This is a genomic window from Alkanindiges illinoisensis DSM 15370, assembly GCF_000619845.1.
GTDB classification, from domain to species: Bacteria; Pseudomonadota; Gammaproteobacteria; order Pseudomonadales; family Moraxellaceae; genus Alkanindiges; species Alkanindiges illinoisensis.
This window is the reverse complement of sequence record NZ_JHUX01000003.1, coordinates 1-18,690: the sequence shown is the minus strand read 5'-3', so window position 1 is coordinate 18,690 and position 18,690 is coordinate 1. Positions and strand designations below refer to the sequence as shown.

Genomic DNA, 18,690 nt, shown 5'->3' with positions numbered 1-18,690 from the left:
TTAGGAGGCCTGCCACACACTTAAGTTGCCGGTACGGGTTGCCACGTACAGGCGGTTATCAATTGCACGAATGGTGGTAATTTCACCCTTGCTGTGTACTCGTCCCAGCACATTGCCAGTATTTGGGTCAATCAGATGCAGGTAGCCATCAAGGTCACCTACCACCACATACTGACCAATTACAACCGGGTTACTCAGCTTGCGATACGCCAGTGCATTTTGTTCCCAGGCTTTTTCGCCAGTCACCTGATTAAATGCCTGAATATGGCCTTCACTGGTGGCGACATAAACCAGGCCATTACCTACTGCCGGACTACGCAGGCTGCTGGTGTCCTGTGCCCACATCACACGCTGGGATTGCAGGTTCACAGCAGTGAGCTGGCCCTGATAGCTAACTGTAAACATATTATTGTCAACAATCACTGGCTCGCCATCAATATCGATCAGGCGTTGCACCTCAGAACGGCCTTCACTCACGGCCACACGGCGCTGCCAGCGTGGAATGCCGCTTTGCACATCAAGGCCATACACATAACCACTATTATTGGCCATGACCACAGTGTTGTCATCGCTGAGTACCGGCGCTGCATTACCACGTACACTTAACGGTGTGGTTGCAGTGTCAAACGTCCATACTGCTTCACCTGTGCTGGCATCAGTGCCAAATACCGTACCATCGTTGGCATAGGTAATAACACGGCCATTATGAATCAGTGATGGTGACAAGATGGAACCGGACAATTGACGCTGCCATTTTACTGCACCAGTTGCGGCATCCAGTCCATACAAATAGCCTTTACCCGAACCCACGACAACCAGCCCGTCAGCGGCGGTCACACCACTGGTCAGATTTTTGTCTTTCTTGCGTGGGCGGGTTTCCCAGATTTTTTTACCTTTTAAATCATAGGCAACCACTTCACCCTTACGGCTTACGGCATAAATGGCCTGATTACTGGCATCCAGTTGCAGGCGCAGTGGATCATACTTTTCACTACCACCAACGCTTTCTTTAAATACAGGCGTCAGGGTTTGCATCTGTGCCACTTTAGGCAATTTGCTGGGCTTGTGCTCTTCAACCTTGGGTCCCTTGCTACAACCCGCCATGACAGCCATCGCAATACAAGTCGTTAGCAATAGGGGTTTACGCAGATTACTCACTGCTATTTGATTTGCCATTATCCTATGCTCCTGAACCGGATTGTGCTGTAGGTACTGCTGGCGCAGCTGGAATAGAATTGGTTTCACTGGCCGGACGAATAGGGCCGTCTATTTTTAGCTCAGGAACCTGAACACCCAGACTTTCCAGTTTAACCTGCAATAACTGACGTGGCTCTTCACGTTTGGCCAAGGCATCCCAGGCAGCCTGATAAGCTGCCTTGGCACCAGCCAGATCATTTTTCTGAACCAGAATATCACCTTTGGCTTCATTGGCACTGGGCAGGAATGCAGCGTCATTCACCTGCTTAAGGCTGCTCAATGCAGCATCATGCTTGCCTTGCGCCATTTGCATATAAGCCAGACGCAACCATGCCAACTGCTTTAAACCTTGATCCTTAACATTGCTCTTGGTAGCCGCCAGTAACTGTTTTTCAGCAATGGCATAATCGCCTTTGGCTGCTGCAATCTTGGCACTTAAAAAATGGGTTTGCAGCGCCTGAGCGCTGTCTGTATTGGCTTTAACCAGTGCATCAGCCTGAGAGAAATACTGGGTACGCGCAGTCTGGTTATCCGGTGCAGCTGCCAGACGCTTGCTGGAATCCACCACCTGCTGGTATTGGGTTGCCAGATTGAAGCGCTCAACAGCCTGTTTCTTCTGCCAGTACTGCCAGCCAAAAAAGATAATCAGCGCCACCAGAATACCAGTGACAATGGCATTGCCATACGTTTTCAGAAAGCCTTTAAAGCGATCAATTTGTTCTTCATCACTTAAATAGGTACTCATCTAGGGCTTCCTGTCTGCGGGTTAAAAGAATCACTGCTGAAAGAATTAGTGGATAAAGAAGATTGCTCTACTGTAGCCGATTGTTGTAATTGTTCAAGTAAATAGCGGTTTAAATCCGTTAATGAAACAGTGGCTTGCTCACCAGTTGTCAGTGTTTTTGCCACGACCTGCTGACTGGCAGCTTCACGCTCGCCCAGAATCAAGGCAAGCCTTGCACCAGACTGGTCGGCTTTTTTCATCTGGCTTTTCAGGCTGCCCTGCGAACCAGTTTTTAGGCGAATCAACACGCCTTGCTGGGCAAACTGGCTGCGTAGCTGCTCGGCAAGGACCAGTGCCTGCCCCTGGCAAACCGGATCAGCCAGCAGGAATACATCACATTCAGTAACATTAATAGTGTGACTGGTTTGCTCCAGCAATAACAGCAAACGCTCCATCCCCAGGGCAAAGCCAACTGCGGGCACACTTTGCTCAGGCTTGCCCTTAAGCTGTCCCACCAGACCATCATAGCGGCCACCGGCACACACTGTACCTTGTGCCCCCAGATGTGTGGTTGTCCACTCAAAAACAGTTTTATTGTAATAATCCAGCCCGCGTACCAGCTTTTGGTTAATCACAAATTCAATGCCAGCCGCTGTTAGGTAGCCTTTAAGCTGCTCAAAATGGGCCAGGGTTTCCTCACCCATAAAATCATGCAGTTTGGGCGCATTTTCCAGAATAGCCTGGGTTTGGGCATTTTTACTGTCCAGAATACGCAGCGGATTGGTATCCAGACGGCGCTGTGAATCTTCATCCAGTTGTGGTTTGTGCGCTGTTAAATAATCCACTAAAGCCTGACGATATTGGGCGCGCTCATTACTTTCGCCCAAGGTATTGAGTTCCAGTTGTACCTTGTCGCTCACACCCAGACGCTGCCACAACCGTGCTGTCATCATGATCAGTTCAGCATCAATGTCCGGCGTTGCAATGCCAAAGGTTTCCACACCAAACTGGTGAAACTGGCGATAGCGGCCCTTTTGCGGTTTTTCATAACGGAACATGGGGCCAATGTACCAGACCCGTGGTGCCGCACCGCGCAGCAAATTATGTTCCAGCATGGCACGCACACAGCCTGCTGTTCCTTCCGGACGCAAGGTCAGCGAATCCGGTGGATCACCCTTGTCAAAAAAGGTATACATTTCTTTTTCAACAATATCGGTGGCATCACCAATCGAACGTTTGAACAAGTTGGTTTGCTCAACAATCGGCAAGCGAATTTGCTGGTAGCCATAGCTATCCATTAAACCTGTAAGCTGAACTTCCAGCGCACGCCACGCTGCCGTCTGGGCAGGGAGAATGTCATTAAAACCTTTTATTGCTACAATTGAACTCATAACCCACTCAAAGCGCTTTTATCATTTAGCGCGAATAATCTCTTTTTCTTTGGCTTTTTCAAGCGCATCCACTTTGGCACGCACCATCGCCTCAATTTCATTGACCAGCTGATTAGTGTCAATTAAATGGCTTTTTTCACCATTCATATAGACCAGTGAGCGCGGACTGGCACCCACCACCCCGATATCGGCTTCCTTGGCTTCGCCCGGGCCATTCACCTTGCAGCCAATCACCGACACATCCATCGGCGTGCGGATATCTTCAAGCCGCTCTTCCAGTGCATTCATGACCCGGATGACATCAAACTCCTGCCGCGAGCAACTCGGACAGGCAATAAAGTTAATCCCATTGGAACGAATATTTAGGGATTTTAAAATGTCAAAACCAATCTTGACTTCATCTTCCGGTTCAGCAGCCAGCGACACCCGTAGCGTATCGCCAATGCCTTCCAGCAATAATCCACCCAATGCAATAGCAGATTTTACTGTTCCTGAACGAAATACACCGGCTTCGGTCACGCCCAGATGCAGTGGATTATCAATTTGCTGAGACAGCAGGCGGTAAGCATCCAGTGTCAAAAATACATTGGAAGCCTTAACGCTCACCTTGAATTCATGGAAATTTAAACGATCCAGAATATCAATATGGCGCATGGCTGATTCCAGCAGGGCTTCACCGGTTGGCTCACCATATTTGACCTGTAAATCTTTTTCCAGCGACCCGGCATTGACCCCGATACGCATGGAAATGCCATGATGACGTGCCGCAGCCACTACTTCACGCACCTTGTCTTCATTGCCAATATTGCCGGGATTAATGCGCAGGCAGTCCGCCCCATAGTCAGCCACAGCCAGTGCAATCCGGTGATCAAAATGAATATCAGCTACTAATGGCACATCGACCTGTTTACGGATTTGGCCAAATGCTTCTGCGGCCTGCATGGTTGGCACCGACACACGCACAATGTCTGCACCCGCATTCACACAGCGGTTAATCTGTGCAACCGTAGCAGCCACATCGCAGGTTTCGGTGTTGGTCATGGTTTGCACGGTAATCGGCGCATCACCACCGACATACACTGATCCTACGCGGATTTTACGGGTCGGTCGACGCACAATCGGAGAGTGGTGCATTCTTTATGTTTTCCGTCAAAATTCTAAAGAGAAGTCCAAACAACAATCTGGGCAAACATTAAACCAAACCTGTTAACGCGATAACCGGAACTCAGCCTTGCCATTTACGGTATAGGGCGATAGGGAAATCTGTTCCTGATTAAAGCTTAAACTCACAGCAGCGGCATCATCCAGACGAATGCTAAATGGCGATTGTCCAGTTAGGGTCAATGGCTGGGTTTGACGGCCAGAGGCCAGATTCTTGCCGGTTGCATCATGGATGGACACAGTAACTGGATGACTAAAGGTCAGGCTCAGGCGGTCTTCACTGCTGGTTGCCGTTGCTGGTACTGATGCCGGCACTGGCAAAACTGCAGGCGCCGTCGTGGTTGCCACGGAATTTACTTCTGCGGCTACTGGTTCATCAGGCTGTGCCGACTTGCTGTTACGCCATGCCTTGATACCTGCATAAAGCAGCCAGACGATAGCAATAATAACCAGCGCCCCAACTATCCATTTGAGCCAGCCCAGTCGTTCACGACGGCCACGCTGCAAACGACCCAGCGCTTTTAAGGGAGAGTTTTCCAGTGCATGGTTGGTTGGCAGTCCGGTATCGCTGGTATAAATTTCATCAAAACGTCGAATCAGGTGACTGGCATCAGCTCCCAGCAATTTAGCATAGGTTCGTAAATAACCCTTGATAAATGCAGGCTCCGGCAGCGACTTGTAGTCATCAGCCTCCAGTGCAATCAACTGGCGTTCCGGCATATTCAATTCGCGGGCAACTTCACTTAGCTCACGCTTTTGCATGCTCCGCAATTGACGCAAATATTCACCAGGACGCTGCGCATTACTCAGGTTACCTGTACCTGATGATGGCTGCTGGTTGCTGTTTATTTCCATACTGCCTCAGGAGTTTGTTGCAATTGAAGATAACGTTGATACTCGGTGCTGGCTGGATAGTCTGCACCAAGTTGATTAATAAAATTTTTCATGCGTATGGTATCACGTTCTGCCCGGGCAATGCGGATTCCCAGCCATAAAGAACGTGCGCCCTGCTTTTGTGTGCCAATCTGGCGCAGGTAATCATTATAAAGCGCGCTGGCATCTCGTATCTGATTGCGCTGCAAAAAGATTTCGGCCAGTTCCAGCTTGGCAATCACTGAATCACGGTTAGCCTGCAAGGCTTGCTTAAAGGCTTTTTCAGCATTTTGGGTGTCATTTACCTGAAGATAGGTACGCCCCAGATTTTCAAGGGCAGCAGTACGGCCTTCATAGCCCAGTGTGGCCCCGGCTTCACGAAACTGGGCAATCGCTTCAGGGTAGCGCTTGCGGCCGCTTAGATACACGCCGTAGTTGTTGCGTGCCTGCGCATATTTGGGATCAAGCGAAATGGCACGCTTAAAGTAGGCTTCGGCCTTGGCCACATTGGAAGGACTACCCTCCTGCTGCAATAGCACGCCCATCATGTTGTTGGCTTCAACTGAGCTAGGTTCGGTTTCCAGGGCTTCATCCAGATTGCGCTTGGCAGCATCCAGATCACCACTGCGAATATATTCTGCGGCCAGTGCGGTACGGGTAGCAACAGCAGCCTTGGGATCGGCTTTTAATTTGTGGGTGGTCTGGCAACCTGTGAATGTTAATGCCATACCTAAAGCCACAGCACACATGCGGCCTAAATTTATTAATTGTCTATCACGGATATATGTCATTGTCATAACGGGTTTATGCTTAACGCTCACCTTAACCTCGTGTTCTTAGTATTTCAGTGTGATTCCCGTTCTTGGATGCACCCTGCTGCTGCAACACTTTTTTCTGCCAGCGTTCAGCACGACGGGTACGGTCTGCAACCTGTCCCACCAGTTGCCCACAAGCGGCATCAATATCATCACCGCGTGTCGTACGCACAGTACAGACGAACCCGGCATCAGACAGCTGCTTTTGAAAAGCCATAATCCGGTTGCGGCTGGAGCGGCCATACGGCGCATGCGGAAACGGGTTAAACGGAATCAGGTTAATCTTACTGGGTAAATCGCGTAAAAGTTGTATTAATTGTTTGGCATGTTCAGGCTGGTCATTCACGCCTTCGAGCATTACATACTCAATAGTGACATGCTTGCGGGCACTGTCAATCACGCCATCGGTAGAAATATAGCGGCGTGCAGCCGGGATCAGTTCAGCCAGTGGATATTTTTTATTAATGGGAACCAGTTCATTGCGTAGCGCATCATTGGGTGCATGCAGTGAAATCGCCAGCGCCACATCAATTTCTTCTGCCAGTTTGTCAATCATCGGCACAATGCCGGAAGTCGACAAGGTCACGCGGCGCTTGGACATGCCATAGGCAAAGTCATCCAGCATCAGGCGCATGGCCGATACGACCGGTTCAAAGTTCAGTAATGGCTCACCCATGCCCATCATCACGACGTTGGTGACAGTGCGGGTTCGCTCACCCACTGGCACATCTTCCATATAGGACTGATTCGCCACCCAGAGCTGGCCAATAATTTCGGCGGTAGCCAGGTCACGTTGAAAACCCTGCTTGCCCGTACTGCAAAAACTGCAATCCAGTGCACAGCCAACTTGCGAAGAAATACACAGCGTTTTGCGCGCACCAGTTTTGTCATCGGCGGGAATCAGTACGGTTTCAACCAGTGAACCCGCCCCGTCACCCACGCGGAACACCCATTTGCGCGTGCCATCTTTGGAGAAATTCTTATGCACCACTTCCGGTGCCTGAATATAGGCCACGGTTTTGAGTTTTTCACGCAGCTTACCGGCCAGATTGGTCATCTGGTCAAAATCAGTTACGCCAAACTGGTGAATCCACTTGAGCACCTGTGTGGCACGGAATTTCTTTTCACCCATTGCCTCAAAGAACTGTTCCATTTCCGGGCGCGACAGGCCCAGCAGATTGGTTTGATGTGCTTTAGACTGGACGGATAATTCACTGGCGCAAGCAGCCGCAGCAGATTGTTCCTGTTCTGCCGGGGATGGGGAAATATGTTCTGCTTGCGCAAGTAAATCAGGGGATTCGATGTGCATAACCTGTCATCTTTAAGACGAAATCAATAGCCAGCCAATGATAGCTACAGATTTGACAATGGATAAAATAATACATTGACACAAATGTCATATTGTATAAAAAACAAACCAGACAAGCATAACACTTATCTGGCTTGCAAAAATGAACGATTAACGAGTGCGTGGGCAGATTTCGTTATCGTTAAAGAAGTACGCAATTTCACGCTCAGCAGAGGTGGTAGAGTCTGAACCGTGAGCAGCATTTTCATCAATGCTGCTGGCAAAATCAGCACGGATGGTGCCTGGTGCTGCATCTTTAGGGTTGGTTGCACCCAGAATGTCGCGGTGAGCCAGTACAGCGTTTTCGCCTTCCAGTACAGACACAACCACTGGGCCAGAAGTCATGAAGCTAACTAGATCACCAAAAAAGCCACGCTCTTTATGTTCAGCATAAAAGCCTTCAGCATCAGCCTGGGACAGGTGCTTCATTTTAGTTGCAATGATTTTCAGGCCAGCTTTTTCAAAACGGCTAAAAATATCGCCGATATGGTTTTTGCTAACAGCATCTGGTTTAACAATGGATAAAGTACGTTCGATAGCCATGATTTAGCTCCTTAAAAAATTAAACATCAAAAAAAGATGGCGCATTATAACGCTGTCGTCCAACAAAGATAGCGTCAGACCAAAGCAAAATGTGTTTTGTCAGACGGTTTTTCAGCGCGAAAAGCGCAATGAATCCATTAGCCCCCAGCGTTTATTTTAGCTGGCTTCATCAATCCAGGCCATCTGGATACCTTCCAGAAGGCCTTCGTTGGAACGGTTAGGATCATCGGCAAAATCGGGTAATTCACAAACCCAGCGATGCAAGTCAGTAAAACGCACATATTGCGGGTCAACATCCGGGTGGGCTTCATACAGCTCAATGGCAATGTCGATGGTATCAGTCCAGCGCAAGCCCATGGTATCGCTCCAAAACTCTGGTTTATTTTAGGCGCCTACTTTAGCAAAAATTAGCGCCTGTGTTGCAGTGCCTTGTCATACATTTTAGCTTGATCAATACTGCGCGAAAGAAACCCTTAAAATAACCCTGCTTACATAACCCGTGGCCATAAAAACTGCCATGCACCGGCCAGCAACACCAGCGTACCACCCAGCTCGGCAATAATGAGCGACCACATAAATAACTGAATCAGCACACTAGGCAAGCTCATCGGCCCCAGACGATGCGGTCGGCGTAGCTGGTTATCGGTATCCTTTAACGCGCCATGAATCACATAGGTGCCAATGGCCAGCGCAAAATACACCACATTAGCCAGCACTGCCCACCAGTTGACCCACTCTGGCCATACAGAAAAATGCGCTAGTGCTGCCAGGATTAGCGCTGCACTGGCATACAGCAAGGACGCCCGATGAGCAATATCCACATAATAAGGTGCACGGGCTTTTTCACTTTGCATGATGGCAACGTATTTCCAGATTCCGGTGAGCAAGCCAATCAGCAAAAACACCCCAGACGCCAGCACTGCCAATGCCACAGCCGGACTTAATAGATCATCCATGAAAAAACTACCAGTTTAAAAATAAATTATGCGCTTAAAGCGCAACAGCATGCTAAATAGACTGACTGCTGATGTAAAGCAAAAGCTGAATAACCGCCAGCCCCTATCTTGATAATTAAAATTACTGGAGGTAAATACTGATTTAAGATGTTATTTTCTGACAATAAATATTATAGATTACAGCAGCACATACAGTGCCGGCGCCAGAGCAATAAGCAATCCAGCGAGCATTGCGCCAATGGCTGCACCAGCCAGCACATCACTGGGATAATGCAAACCCAGAATTACCCGTGATACAGCCACCAGTAAGGTAAATGGCAACAGGATGATTAATAAGACAGGCATCATATAACCCAGCAGGATACACAGCATTACGGCATGCAGGGTGTGACCCGATGGAAAACTGAAATGATCCAGTGGCCGCTCACCCAGCACCACGACCTGATGAACTTGGTAAGGCCGTGGCCGTAAGGTCTTTTGCTTTAATAGCTTATAAATTGCCGTGGCACATAGCATGCCCAAAATAATGTATAGCATTTGCCAATAATAACTTGCGCCCTGGATCAGCCATAGCACCAATAGGCTGGCATACCAGAACCAGCCATCGCCCAATCGGCTAATTATTTTAAAGAAAATTGCAATATTTTTTGTTGTGGAATATCGATTAAGTTTAATGCACCAGCTGAGATCCAGATACTGGGCGCGGCGCAAATGGGCACGCATTGTGGTTGCCTGAATTTTGTTCATAGGTTCTCCTTACGCTTGTTTAAGTCATAAATACTTAAGTGATAAATAGCGGGATCATTGCTTTGTTCCATGCAGTTGAGTAAAGGGATTGATGTTTATGGGCAGTCGTTTTTAAGGCAAATTCAAACTGGTCCACTGCCATAGACCAGCCAAACTGTTGTACTGTTTTTGTGGCTTGCACACCCATCTGCTGCAATTGCGCCAGTGCTGGCAACTGGGCAGCCAATTGCTGAAACTGGACTGCATCACCTAATCGACATGCCCAGCCATTAACATTATGCTGAATAGTTAGTGCAGCACAGGCATAATCATAGGCCAGTACTGGCAAACCGCTGGCCAGTGCTTCAAGCACTACATTGCCAAAGGTTTCCACTTCGCTGGCAAACAGGAATACATCAGCGCTGGCATAGTGCCGGGCTAGCTGCTCGCCGGTTTGCATCCCGGTAAAAATGGCTTCTGGAATCAGATTTTCTAAACGCACACGGTCTGGGCCATCACCAACAATCACTAGCTTAAAATCCCGTGCGGGCTGGCTGGATTTGACCTGCTGGTAAGCCTGTATCACCAGATCAATATTTTTTTCCGGTGACAAACGGCCCACATACAGCATCACCGTAGTTTGTGGGGTAGCCTGCCATTGTTCTCGCAACTGCTTACAGCGCTTTTGTGGATTGAAATGCTGGCTATCCACCCCGCGCGACACCAGTGCCAACGGGCAAGTAAAACCAGCGTTGGTCAACGCCTGCTGGGTATCTCCGCTCGGCACACAGGTCAGGTCTGTGCGGTTATGAAACCAGCGCAAATAATGTTGCACAGGTTTAATTAAAAATTTTAAGTCAAAAAACCGGCTAAATTCATGAAATGGCGAATGAAAACCACTGGACACCGGATAATTGCAGTGTCGTGCAATATTGAGCGCAGCCAGTCCTAGCGGCCCTTCCGTTACAAGATGCACAATGTCTGGTTTGAACTGATTCAGTGCCTTGGCAATTTTTCTAGATTGGGGATAACCAAAGCGCAGTTCAGGATATTTGGGGATACTGCTGGCCGCTACGAGGCATTCCGCAGTTGGCTTAAAACTGTGGCACTCGTTGGGCTGATAAGGCCGAACCAGTAAAATCCGATGGCCCCGCTGTTGCAGGCCTTTGCACAACTGTAATATCGACATGGCCACCCCATTAATTTCTGGCGGCCAGGTTTCAGTTACAATTGCAATGTTTAAAGCGCCACCCATAGCCTGGGAATGAGTATTGGAAAATGAATTAAAATTTTGTAGTAAGGTCATCTCTATTCTTCTTTATCTTTGGGTTCACCCCACACTAAACTGGTTAATTGACCAATAAGTGACCACTTTATGACATTTTAATGAATTATCTTTCTTTGAATCTTTTTTCATAAAACTACCACACATAAAAAAGCATGCCAACGCATGCTTTTTTATCTCATTCTTTTCATCACCTGTCTTATGACACAGGCTTTTGAGGCACAGTGATGCTTGGGTCGCTAACTTTGGCATCTGGATGCGCTTTTTGCAAACCCACCATATCCATCAGAATATTGGCTGATTCAGTAACAAAGGCTTCATCCTCTGGCAATGGTGGACGTTGGGCAGCTTTCATCTTGGCACGTGACTCAGAACGGGCATCCAGTGCTGCCTGATAGCTTTCCCAATTGGCATAAGGCTGTAAACCTGTAGCCGTACGGCGTACATTTTCAGCACGCAGGGTTTCTGCCTCCAGATCCTTGATTTCACGTTTGCGCACATCAATGTTCAAGGAAGACTGCTTTTTGTCCTTGGTTTTCTCAGCAATGCTTTTTAGCGCACTAAGATAAACAAACTGCGGCTCAGCGTTGGTACGTTGGGTTGACCAAGTTGTCACTTGCGGAACAAACGGGGTAACTACGCCTTCACGCTTATACGGCGCAGTCTGGATAGTATCCCATTTCAGCGCATTTTTGGCCTTGCGCTCACCCAGATCTTCATCATAGATATTGATCAATGGCACATCAGGTACTACGCCCTTGTTCTGGGTGCTACCGCCAGTAATCCGGTAAAACTTGCGCTGGGTTAATGTTGCCTGACCATAAGCCAGACTATCCAGTTGAACCTGTGCAGTGCCTTTACCTGTAGTAGTGCTGCCAATCACAATACCACGCTGGTAGTCCTGAATGGCTGCCGAGAAAATCTCACTGGCTGAAGCGGATGCCAGATTTATAATAACCGCCAATGGACCGCTATAAATCTGTTCACCGCCATCTTCGTCACGGAACACGTTGACATTGCCATTACCATCACGAATTTGAACCACAGGCCCGTCTTTAACAAACTGGCCCAGCATACGCGCGACTTCTTCCAGCGATCCACCCGGATTATTGCGTAAATCTACTACCACACCTTCAACATTTTGGGCTTGTAGTGAAACCAGTGCCTTTTGCGTGTCTACACTGACACTCCGGTAACTATTACCTTCACGGCGGGCCCGGTAGTTCAGGTAAAACGATGGAATCTCAATAACCCCAATCTTGTGCTCGCCATCATTGCGCTTCACATTCACCACACGTGAACGAACGCCGGAATCTTCTTCCTGAATTACATCACGCGTTAAAGTCACTACCCGCGCCTGATTGGCTGCTGCGCCAGTGGCCAATAAGCGCAAGGTCACTTTGGTGCCTCGCTTACCACGAATCAAACCAACAATTTCGCCACTTGGCCAGCCAATCACATCAACAATTGGCTCACCTTCCTGACCTACGCCAATAATCCGGTCACCAGATTTTACCTGTCCAGACTTGCTGGCTGGTCCGCCGTCAACAATGGTTTCAATCCGGGTATAGTCTTCATTACCGCGCTCAGGACGAATAGACACCCCAATACCTTCCAGCGCTAGTGTGGTCTGCCGGTTTAGCTCCATGGCCTCAATGGGCGCATAGTAGTTGCTGTGCGGATCATAGGTTGCCAGTGTTGCATTCAGGATTTTCTCCAGCACGCGGTCACTCTTAATCCGGGTTTGCTGCTCCATCTGGCGACGATAGCGTTTTTTTAGTGTTTCAACTGGAGTCAAGTCTTCCGGTGGGGTCAAGTCCTGACCGGCAGCTAGCGCAGGATTTGCTTTTAACGCCTGCTGCTTGGCCGCTTCTTCTTCTTTATTAATGTTTAGATTGATGAGCTGTGACACCAGCATTTTTTGCCAATGTTCCTGCTGGTCACGCTTGCTATTAAAAAATGGAGCTTTTTCACGGTCCAGTTCAATAAAATCATTACGGTGCAAGTTCTGGTTCTTGTCCAGTTGCTGCATAGCAAATTGATAAAAACTGTTCAGGCGTGTGCGATAACGGTCATAAATATTAAATGCAGGGGCCAGATCACCAGTTTTAAGCGACGTGCCCAGACTTGATGCGTATTTCTTATTGAATTCATCAATATCAGACTGTAAAAACAGGGTGTGGTCCGGGTCCAGTGAATCAATATACATAGCCAGCACGCGGCGCGATACATCAGCATCCAGACGCATGTTTAAATAATGCTGGCGATCTACCAGTGTTGCAACTTGCCGGGTAACCAGCGATTGCTCTCGTGTAGGTGCCAGCGTCACCTGCTGGTTGACAGTCGTAGCCGCAATGGCTTCATTCACTGTGTGAGAGAAAAAAAGACCGCCTGTCATCAAGGCTACGGCACAGGCTAAAGTTTGTAATTTCATAAGACGCTTGGGTTTCCTAATCACATGACCCGATTGTTGTATACCGACTTTTACAGCATTTTGCTTGCAGCGTTCAACCCACCGAATATTTTTCCATCAATAAACTTACTGTATTGTTCAGCACTATCTATTCCCAGATAGTTGCAGCATACCATCAAATTCCAGCTATACAATGTAGCAAAACTGATTATAAATGCGGTATTGTCTCCCCCATCAGATTTATTGGATATTTGTTGCATGATTGGCGCATTGATGCTGGATATTGAAGGAACCTCCCTCACTGTGGAGGATCAAAGGCTTTTAACCGAACCTCAAGTGGGTGGCATTATCCTGTTTGGCCGCAATATCCACAGTCCACAGCAAGTGCGTGCGCTCACCGATAGCATCCGTAATATCCGTCCGGAATTACTGATTGCCGTGGATCAGGAAGGAGGCCGTGTACAACGCTTGCGTGCCGGTTTTAGTCGCCTGCCATCCATGCGTGCCTTTGGCCATCTTTATGAAAAAGAACCGGAACAGGCGCTGATACTGGCTGAACAGTGCGGCTGGCTCATGGCTAGTGAAGTACTAGCGGTTGGTATTGATTTTAGCTTTGCTCCCGTGCTGGATCTGGATGGCATTAGTCAGGTGATTGGTGACCGTGGCTTTCATTCCAGTACAACTCAGGTGATAGCGCTGGCTTCTGCCTTTATGCAAGGCATGCATCGCGCTGGCATGGCCACTACAGGCAAGCATTTCCCGGGGCACGGCTCAGTTGAAGCAGATTCCCACATTGCAGCACCGGTTGATCACCGCACGCTAGCTGATATTGAACGCAATGACATGCAGCCTTTTATTCAACTTAAAGATCAGCTGGATGCCCTCATGCCAGCGCATGTGATTTATGATCAGGTTGACCCGAATCCGGCGGGCTTTTCGCCTTTCTGGCTGCAAACCATTATTCGCCAGAAACTGGGTTTTGATGGCGTGTTATTTTCTGATGACCTGTCGATGCAGGCGGCCTGTGTGGCTGGTGGCGCAGACGCACGCATCAAGGCTGCGCTGGCTGCCGGTTGTGATATGGGGCTGGTCTGCAATGACCGGGCTGCCGCATTAAATGCCTTAAATGCACTACAAGATATGCCGCTGCCCAATCAGCAACGTCTGGAAAAAATGCGCGGCAAGATTCCAGCCATAACAATTGCTGAAACACTGGATTTAGGACAGCAATGGCAGGCAATTAAAACACTGATTGAGCCGCTACTCACATAAGCAATTTATTAGCCATATAAACTATGGCTTAAACAAATTTTTAAATGAAAAATTGACCAAAGGAGGGTCAGACATGAACACCAAAACAACACAGGACTTATCGCCTCATCGCCATATCTCGTTTACCGCCCATTACACGGGCTATATCTGGTATTTGCTGGGCATTTCTCATGAACGCCTTGCCACCGCAAAAGGCAAGCAACTGGCTACCCTGCTGCATCCGTTTGAAACCCTCGCAGAAAAATTTGTGGGTCACAGCGTTCGCTCTACCTTAAAATTACGCCATCGCCTGATTGACCAGCGTCTCGAGCAACTGATTGCCCAGCATCCTGACCTCCAGATTATCGAGATAGCTGCCGGGCTATCACCACGTGGCTGGCGCTTTCGTCAAAAATACCCGGCAATTAGTTATATCGAAGTAGATTTACCAGCTATGGCTACAACCAAACGGGAAGCTCTTCAGCCCATTGACCCAGATGCCAAAGTGTATGGCTGTGATATTTTTAGTGAACAGTTTCAGCAGATTTTAAAGCAGGATCTTGACCATAGCCGCCCCATTGCTGTGCTGAGTGAAGGCCTGATTAATTACTTTTCAAAGGATTTAATTGGACAATTAAGCCAGATTTTAAGTACTGGTTTTCAGCAGTTTCCAAATGGTTATTTTATTAGCGATCTGTATCCCGAGCCAACGCATCGGCTGGCAAAAGTGATCTGGCACAGTAGCAAACTGTTAAAATTCCTGTCCAAAAGCGAGTTTCAGTTTTACTTTACCAGCCCGCAGGAAGCTGCAGAATTTTTTAAAATGCATGGCTTCAAAAAAACCCATATCCGCCAAGCATCCAATTTTGAGCATCCTGAAGAGCAAAATCATTTAGGAGATATTGTCTGGATTGTTGACGCTCAGGTTTAAATCGCCTATCAGCAAGGTATTCAAATTTCAGCCCCTTGAATATCTTGCTTTCAGTATAAAGGCATAACGCCTACTTACCTTGCTTAACCGAAACTATTGTCTTGTCTCGCTTAGACAGCAAACCGCTTGAAGCATCTTTCAACAAGCCCTGAAAGGTTAGACATTCCATATGCGTGGTTGCCGGGCATACCGCAGCGTGTTTCAAACCTTCACTCATGGCTTGTAAACGCTTTACCATCTGGTCAATTTCATTGGCTTTGCCAAGTAAGGTCTGGCGGTTAATATTGAGTTGGCCATCACTGGTAAACATGGCAGCAATTTCATCCAGGCTAAATCCAGCCAGCCTTCCCAATGCAATCAACGCCAGTTGATCCAATACATAAGGTGCAAATCGGCGTTTTAAACCTTGTCGTCCAATAGAAGCAATAAGCCCTTTCTCCTCATAAAACCGCAATGTCGATGCAGGTACGCCTGAGCGTTTTACCACTTCTGAAATATCCATTAAAAGCCCTTGACCTCAAGTTAACTTGAACTCGTATAGTGATTCAAGATTGATGTTTTTTCAATGGATCTATTCAGGAGGCAATATGGAACTTTCTATCAACACCATCGCTCGCATCATTATTGTGGGAGTTGGTGCAACTGCAATCATGGACCTATGGCTTATTTTGCTCAAAAAACTCAATATTCCTACCCTTAACTTTGCATTTTTAGGACGCTGGGTTGGACATGCTGTTAAAGGCCAATGGTTTCATCCAGCCATCAGTAAAACTGCGCCTATTCAGGGTGAGCTGGCATTAGGCTGGTGTACGCATTATGCCATTGGTATCTTATTTTCCATTTTATTAATCCTTATAACAGGAACAGCCTGGCTTTATTCACCAACTCTATTACCTGCACTCTTGGTCGGACTAATCACTGTTACGGCCCCACTTCTTGTCCTGCAACCTGCTATGGGGGCAGGCCTAGCCTCTCGCAACACCCCAACACCTCTACGCAATTGCTTAAAAAGCATAATTAATCATCTGGTATTTGGTGGCGGTTTATACATGAGCGCCTGGTTAGTCAATGCTTCCCATTAATCTCTAGATTTAACACTACAGTATTCCTATACAACTAATAACAGGAAAATAAACTTATGAAAAAAATCGCGATTGTCTACCATAGTGCTCACGGTCATACTGAACATATCGCACGCTGTATCAGGGAAAGTATCCAGAAAATCGATAACATTGAAGTGAGCTTACTTAATGCAGTTGAGCTATATGATCAACCGGAACAGTTGGTTGAATTCGACGGCATTATTTGGGGTTCCCCTACTTATTTAGGAGGTGTATCAGGTTCCTTTAAAAATTTTATGGACAGCACAGGTAAAATTTGGCGAATGCAGCAATTTAAGGGTAAATTGGCAGCTGCATTTACGGTTTCCTCTCTGCCAGCAGGCGATAAACAATCTACCTTACTATCACTATTCGTTTTTTCTATGCAGCACGGCATGATCTGGCTAGGCAATCCAATACTTCCTGAACAGCACAACGGCGTTCCTTATGAAGAAGCAGCTAATCGCTTGGGATCATGGTCAGGTCTAATGGCACAGACAGAACATAATTCCTCGGCTGAAAGTTTCGCAATGGGTGATATTAAAACTGCCCAAATATTTGGACAAAATTTTGCTCAAACACTTCAACAATTTAATATTTAAATTATAAAAATAAACCCGCTCATAAATAGCTGGTCTTTTCAAGCTTAGGCATAATTCTTATAGAGTCTTGTTTAATCTAGGGCATGTCATCAATTAGTTGAAAAGATAAGTAATGACTCTATAACTCGTGTATGACTAGACGCTATGCATTACGCGATGATCAGTGGGATCGCATCAAAGACCTGCTGCCCGGCCGTGCCAATACAGTTGGGGTAACTGCTAAAGATAACCGCTTATTTGTAGAAGCTGTACTCTCTTGCGCAGCAGTGCTGCTCATATCGTGCTGGTATTCCCTGGCGTGATTTGCCTGGACGGTTCGGTGATTTTCGCGTTGTGCATACCCGATTTAGCCGCTGGGCTAGATCAGGGATATGGCAAAGGATATTTGAGGTCTTGTCCAGTGACAGGGACAATGAATATGCTCTGCTTGACTCAACGATTGTACGTGCTCATCAGCATAGTGCAGGAAAAAGGGCGATCAAGCGATTGAACGCAGCAAAGGCGGATTGAGCGCTAAGATTCATGCCCGTATTGATGCATTAGGTAACCCCACAGGATTTCATCTCACCGCTGGGCAGAGTCATGATTTAAACGGTGCGGATTAACTACTTGATGTATCGTTAAGCTCAACATGGCTTATGGATAAAGCTTATAATTCCAAAGACAGGGTGATTGATCCAATCAATAGCAACAATGGTAAAGTGGTGATGCTAGGTAAAAGTAACTGTAAAGCACCACGTGAGTATGACCGACACCTATACAAGGCAAGACATCTGATTGAGAATTTCTTTGCCAGGCTCAAGCAGTACCGGGGCATTGCCACACGCTACGATAAGCTGGCTCAACACTTCCTATCAGCTATCTATCTTGCCTCAACAATCATTTGGCTTAATTGATGACACCCCCTAGAGCCTGCTAATTGTTTTAGCGGGCTTTTTTACTCAATCATTACATTACAGGCAATAAATAGCCCCAGCAACTCAAAGGTAATCCAAAACATTTAGAAACATAGTGGGGTATGGTATTGATAATGGTTCCTTTTAGGAATAATGAGCTGGCGCTGCAGCGCAGGTGTAGGTCACGACCCCTAAATAAAAAAGGGGATCAGTCTTGAACTGATCCCCTTAGGAATAATGAGCTGGCGATGCCCTACTCTCACATGGCGAATGCCACACTACCATTGGCGCAACGTGGTTTCACTTCTGAGTTCGGGAAGGGATCAGGTGGTTCACACGTGCTATGGTCGCCAGCACAACTGGTTGGTCTTTGATCTTATGGTCAAAGTACCCAATGCTGTACTTAAAGACTAGCTTTAAGATTTAGTCATGAATCAATGGAGTCTGATATTTGTCACTAGTATCTTGAATCAAGCAT

General features: G+C 47.4%; 17 protein-coding genes, 1 rRNA gene and 2 pseudogenes. 5 read left to right on the top strand and 15 right to left on the bottom strand.

The window, feature by feature from the left end; genetic code table 11:
• From bamB to Q337_RS16205, 13 genes and pseudogenes are all read right to left on the bottom strand, one after another.
• Entirely contained in the window at positions 1-1,176 is a 1,176-nt protein-coding gene (gene bamB, locus Q337_RS0100135) for an outer membrane protein assembly factor BamB (protein ID WP_084494655.1), read from the bottom strand.
• Positions 1,177-1,180: 4 nt separating this feature from the next.
• Positions 1,181-1,942 (bottom strand): YfgM family protein, encoded by a 762-nt coding sequence (locus tag Q337_RS16220; protein WP_084494654.1) that lies wholly within the window; start codon positions 1,940-1,942, stop codon positions 1,181-1,183.
• A gap of 89 nt (positions 1,943-2,031) precedes the next feature.
• Positions 2,032-3,312, bottom strand: a pseudogene (gene hisS, locus Q337_RS16215) (histidine--tRNA ligase); the annotation flags it as partial.
• Between the two features lie 21 nt (positions 3,313-3,333).
• Complete coding sequence (ispG, locus tag Q337_RS0100120; RefSeq protein WP_026469846.1) at positions 3,334-4,446, bottom strand: flavodoxin-dependent (E)-4-hydroxy-3-methylbut-2-enyl-diphosphate synthase; 1,113 nt, start codon at positions 4,444-4,446, stop codon at positions 3,334-3,336.
• A gap of 72 nt (positions 4,447-4,518) precedes the next feature.
• Entirely contained in the window at positions 4,519-5,328 is an 810-nt protein-coding gene (locus Q337_RS0100115) for a helix-turn-helix domain-containing protein (protein WP_026469845.1), read from the bottom strand.
• Positions 5,319-6,095, bottom strand: a complete 777-nt coding sequence (gene pilW, locus Q337_RS0100110; protein ID WP_026469844.1) for a type IV pilus biogenesis/stability protein PilW — start codon at positions 6,093-6,095, stop codon at positions 5,319-5,321. Before pilW ends, Q337_RS0100115 begins: the two co-directional genes overlap by 10 nt.
• 73 nt (positions 6,096-6,168) lie before the next feature.
• On the bottom strand, positions 6,169-7,470 hold the full coding sequence (gene rlmN / locus Q337_RS0100105; RefSeq protein ID WP_034279127.1) for a 23S rRNA (adenine(2503)-C(2))-methyltransferase RlmN: 1,302 nt from the start codon (positions 7,468-7,470) through the stop codon (positions 6,169-6,171).
• Positions 7,471-7,620: 150 nt separating this feature from the next.
• A complete protein-coding gene (gene ndk, locus Q337_RS0100100; protein ID WP_026469842.1) occupies positions 7,621-8,052 on the bottom strand; it encodes a nucleoside-diphosphate kinase in 432 nt (143 codons plus the stop codon).
• A 156-nt stretch (positions 8,053-8,208) separates the two neighbouring features.
• A complete protein-coding gene (gene iscX, locus Q337_RS0100095; protein WP_026469841.1) occupies positions 8,209-8,409 on the bottom strand; it encodes a Fe-S cluster assembly protein IscX in 201 nt (66 codons plus the stop codon).
• Positions 8,410-8,540: 131 nt separating this feature from the next.
• On the bottom strand, positions 8,541-9,008 hold the full coding sequence (locus Q337_RS0100090; protein ID WP_026469840.1) for a hypothetical protein: 468 nt from the start codon (positions 9,006-9,008) through the stop codon (positions 8,541-8,543).
• 177 nt (positions 9,009-9,185) lie between these two features.
• A complete protein-coding gene (locus Q337_RS0100085) occupies positions 9,186-9,731 on the bottom strand; it encodes a phosphatase PAP2 family protein (protein WP_026469839.1) in 546 nt (181 codons plus the stop codon).
• Between the two features lie 58 nt (positions 9,732-9,789).
• Positions 9,790-11,040: a glycosyltransferase family 4 protein gene (locus tag Q337_RS16210; RefSeq protein ID WP_051526442.1), complete on the bottom strand. Its 1,251-nt coding sequence runs from the start codon at positions 11,038-11,040 to the stop codon at positions 9,790-9,792.
• A 178-nt stretch (positions 11,041-11,218) separates the two neighbouring features.
• On the bottom strand, positions 11,219-13,453 hold the full coding sequence (locus Q337_RS16205) for a carboxy terminal-processing peptidase (protein WP_051526441.1): 2,235 nt from the start codon (positions 13,451-13,453) through the stop codon (positions 11,219-11,221).
• Positions 13,454-13,690: 237 nt separating this feature from the next.
• Here Q337_RS16205 and nagZ point away from each other — a divergent pair, with 237 nt between their 5' ends.
• Complete coding sequence (gene nagZ / locus Q337_RS0100065) at positions 13,691-14,704, top strand: beta-N-acetylhexosaminidase (RefSeq protein ID WP_026469837.1); 1,014 nt, start codon at positions 13,691-13,693, stop codon at positions 14,702-14,704.
• Positions 14,705-14,777: 73 nt separating this feature from the next.
• On the top strand, positions 14,778-15,614 hold the full coding sequence (locus Q337_RS0100060) for a class I SAM-dependent methyltransferase (protein ID WP_026469836.1): 837 nt from the start codon (positions 14,778-14,780) through the stop codon (positions 15,612-15,614).
• 70 nt (positions 15,615-15,684) lie between these two features.
• On the opposite strand, the gene Q337_RS0100055 is transcribed toward Q337_RS0100060, so the two are convergent.
• On the bottom strand, positions 15,685-16,116 hold the full coding sequence (locus tag Q337_RS0100055; protein ID WP_026469835.1) for a helix-turn-helix domain-containing protein: 432 nt from the start codon (positions 16,114-16,116) through the stop codon (positions 15,685-15,687).
• 85 nt (positions 16,117-16,201) lie between these two features.
• Between Q337_RS0100055 and Q337_RS0100050 the strand changes: the two genes are divergently transcribed.
• From Q337_RS0100050 to Q337_RS18510, 3 genes and pseudogenes are all read left to right on the top strand, one after another.
• A complete protein-coding gene (locus Q337_RS0100050; RefSeq protein ID WP_034279126.1) occupies positions 16,202-16,696 on the top strand; it encodes a DUF2938 domain-containing protein in 495 nt (164 codons plus the stop codon).
• A 56-nt stretch (positions 16,697-16,752) separates the two neighbouring features.
• Complete coding sequence (locus tag Q337_RS0100045) at positions 16,753-17,316, top strand: flavodoxin family protein (RefSeq protein WP_026469833.1); 564 nt, start codon at positions 16,753-16,755, stop codon at positions 17,314-17,316.
• A gap of 131 nt (positions 17,317-17,447) precedes the next feature.
• Positions 17,448-18,212 (top strand): annotated as a pseudogene (locus Q337_RS18510) (IS5 family transposase).
• A 240-nt stretch (positions 18,213-18,452) separates the two neighbouring features.
• On the opposite strand, the gene rrf reads toward Q337_RS18510, so the two are convergent.
• Positions 18,453-18,567: ribosomal RNA gene (rrf, locus tag Q337_RS0100030) — 5S ribosomal RNA — on the bottom strand.
• Between the last annotated feature and the right edge of the window lie 123 nt (positions 18,568-18,690).

Coding starts and splice junctions, on each gene's coding strand:
- bamB (WP_084494655.1), bottom strand. CDS start 1,176: ATGGCAAATCAAATAGCAGTGAGTAATCTGCGTAAACCCCTATTGCTA.
- Q337_RS16220 (WP_084494654.1), bottom strand. CDS start 1,942: ATGAGTACCTATTTAAGTGATGAAGAACAAATTGATCGCTTTAAAGGC.
- ispG (WP_026469846.1), bottom strand. CDS start 4,446: ATGCACCACTCTCCGATTGTGCGTCGACCGACCCGTAAAATCCGCGTA.
- Q337_RS0100115 (WP_026469845.1), bottom strand. CDS start 5,328: ATGGAAATAAACAGCAACCAGCAGCCATCATCAGGTACAGGTAACCTG.
- pilW (WP_026469844.1), bottom strand. CDS start 6,095: ATGTGTGCTGTGGCTTTAGGTATGGCATTAACATTCACAGGTTGCCAG.
- rlmN (WP_034279127.1), bottom strand. CDS start 7,470: ATGCACATCGAATCCCCTGATTTACTTGCGCAAGCAGAACATATTTCC.
- ndk (WP_026469842.1), bottom strand. CDS start 8,052: ATGGCTATCGAACGTACTTTATCCATTGTTAAACCAGATGCTGTTAGC.
- iscX (WP_026469841.1), bottom strand. CDS start 8,409: ATGGGCTTGCGCTGGACTGATACCATCGACATTGCCATTGAGCTGTAT.
- Q337_RS0100090 (WP_026469840.1), bottom strand. CDS start 9,008: ATGGATGATCTATTAAGTCCGGCTGTGGCATTGGCAGTGCTGGCGTCT.
- Q337_RS0100085 (WP_026469839.1), bottom strand. CDS start 9,731: ATGCGTGCCCATTTGCGCCGCGCCCAGTATCTGGATCTCAGCTGGTGC.
- Q337_RS16210 (WP_051526442.1), bottom strand. CDS start 11,040: ATGACCTTACTACAAAATTTTAATTCATTTTCCAATACTCATTCCCAG.
- Q337_RS16205 (WP_051526441.1), bottom strand. CDS start 13,453: ATGAAATTACAAACTTTAGCCTGTGCCGTAGCCTTGATGACAGGCGGT.
- nagZ (WP_026469837.1), top strand. CDS start 13,691: ATGATTGGCGCATTGATGCTGGATATTGAAGGAACCTCCCTCACTGTG.
- Q337_RS0100060 (WP_026469836.1), top strand. CDS start 14,778: ATGAACACCAAAACAACACAGGACTTATCGCCTCATCGCCATATCTCG.
- Q337_RS0100055 (WP_026469835.1), bottom strand. CDS start 16,116: ATGGATATTTCAGAAGTGGTAAAACGCTCAGGCGTACCTGCATCGACA.
- Q337_RS0100050 (WP_034279126.1), top strand. CDS start 16,202: ATGGAACTTTCTATCAACACCATCGCTCGCATCATTATTGTGGGAGTT.
- Q337_RS0100045 (WP_026469833.1), top strand. CDS start 16,753: ATGAAAAAAATCGCGATTGTCTACCATAGTGCTCACGGTCATACTGAA.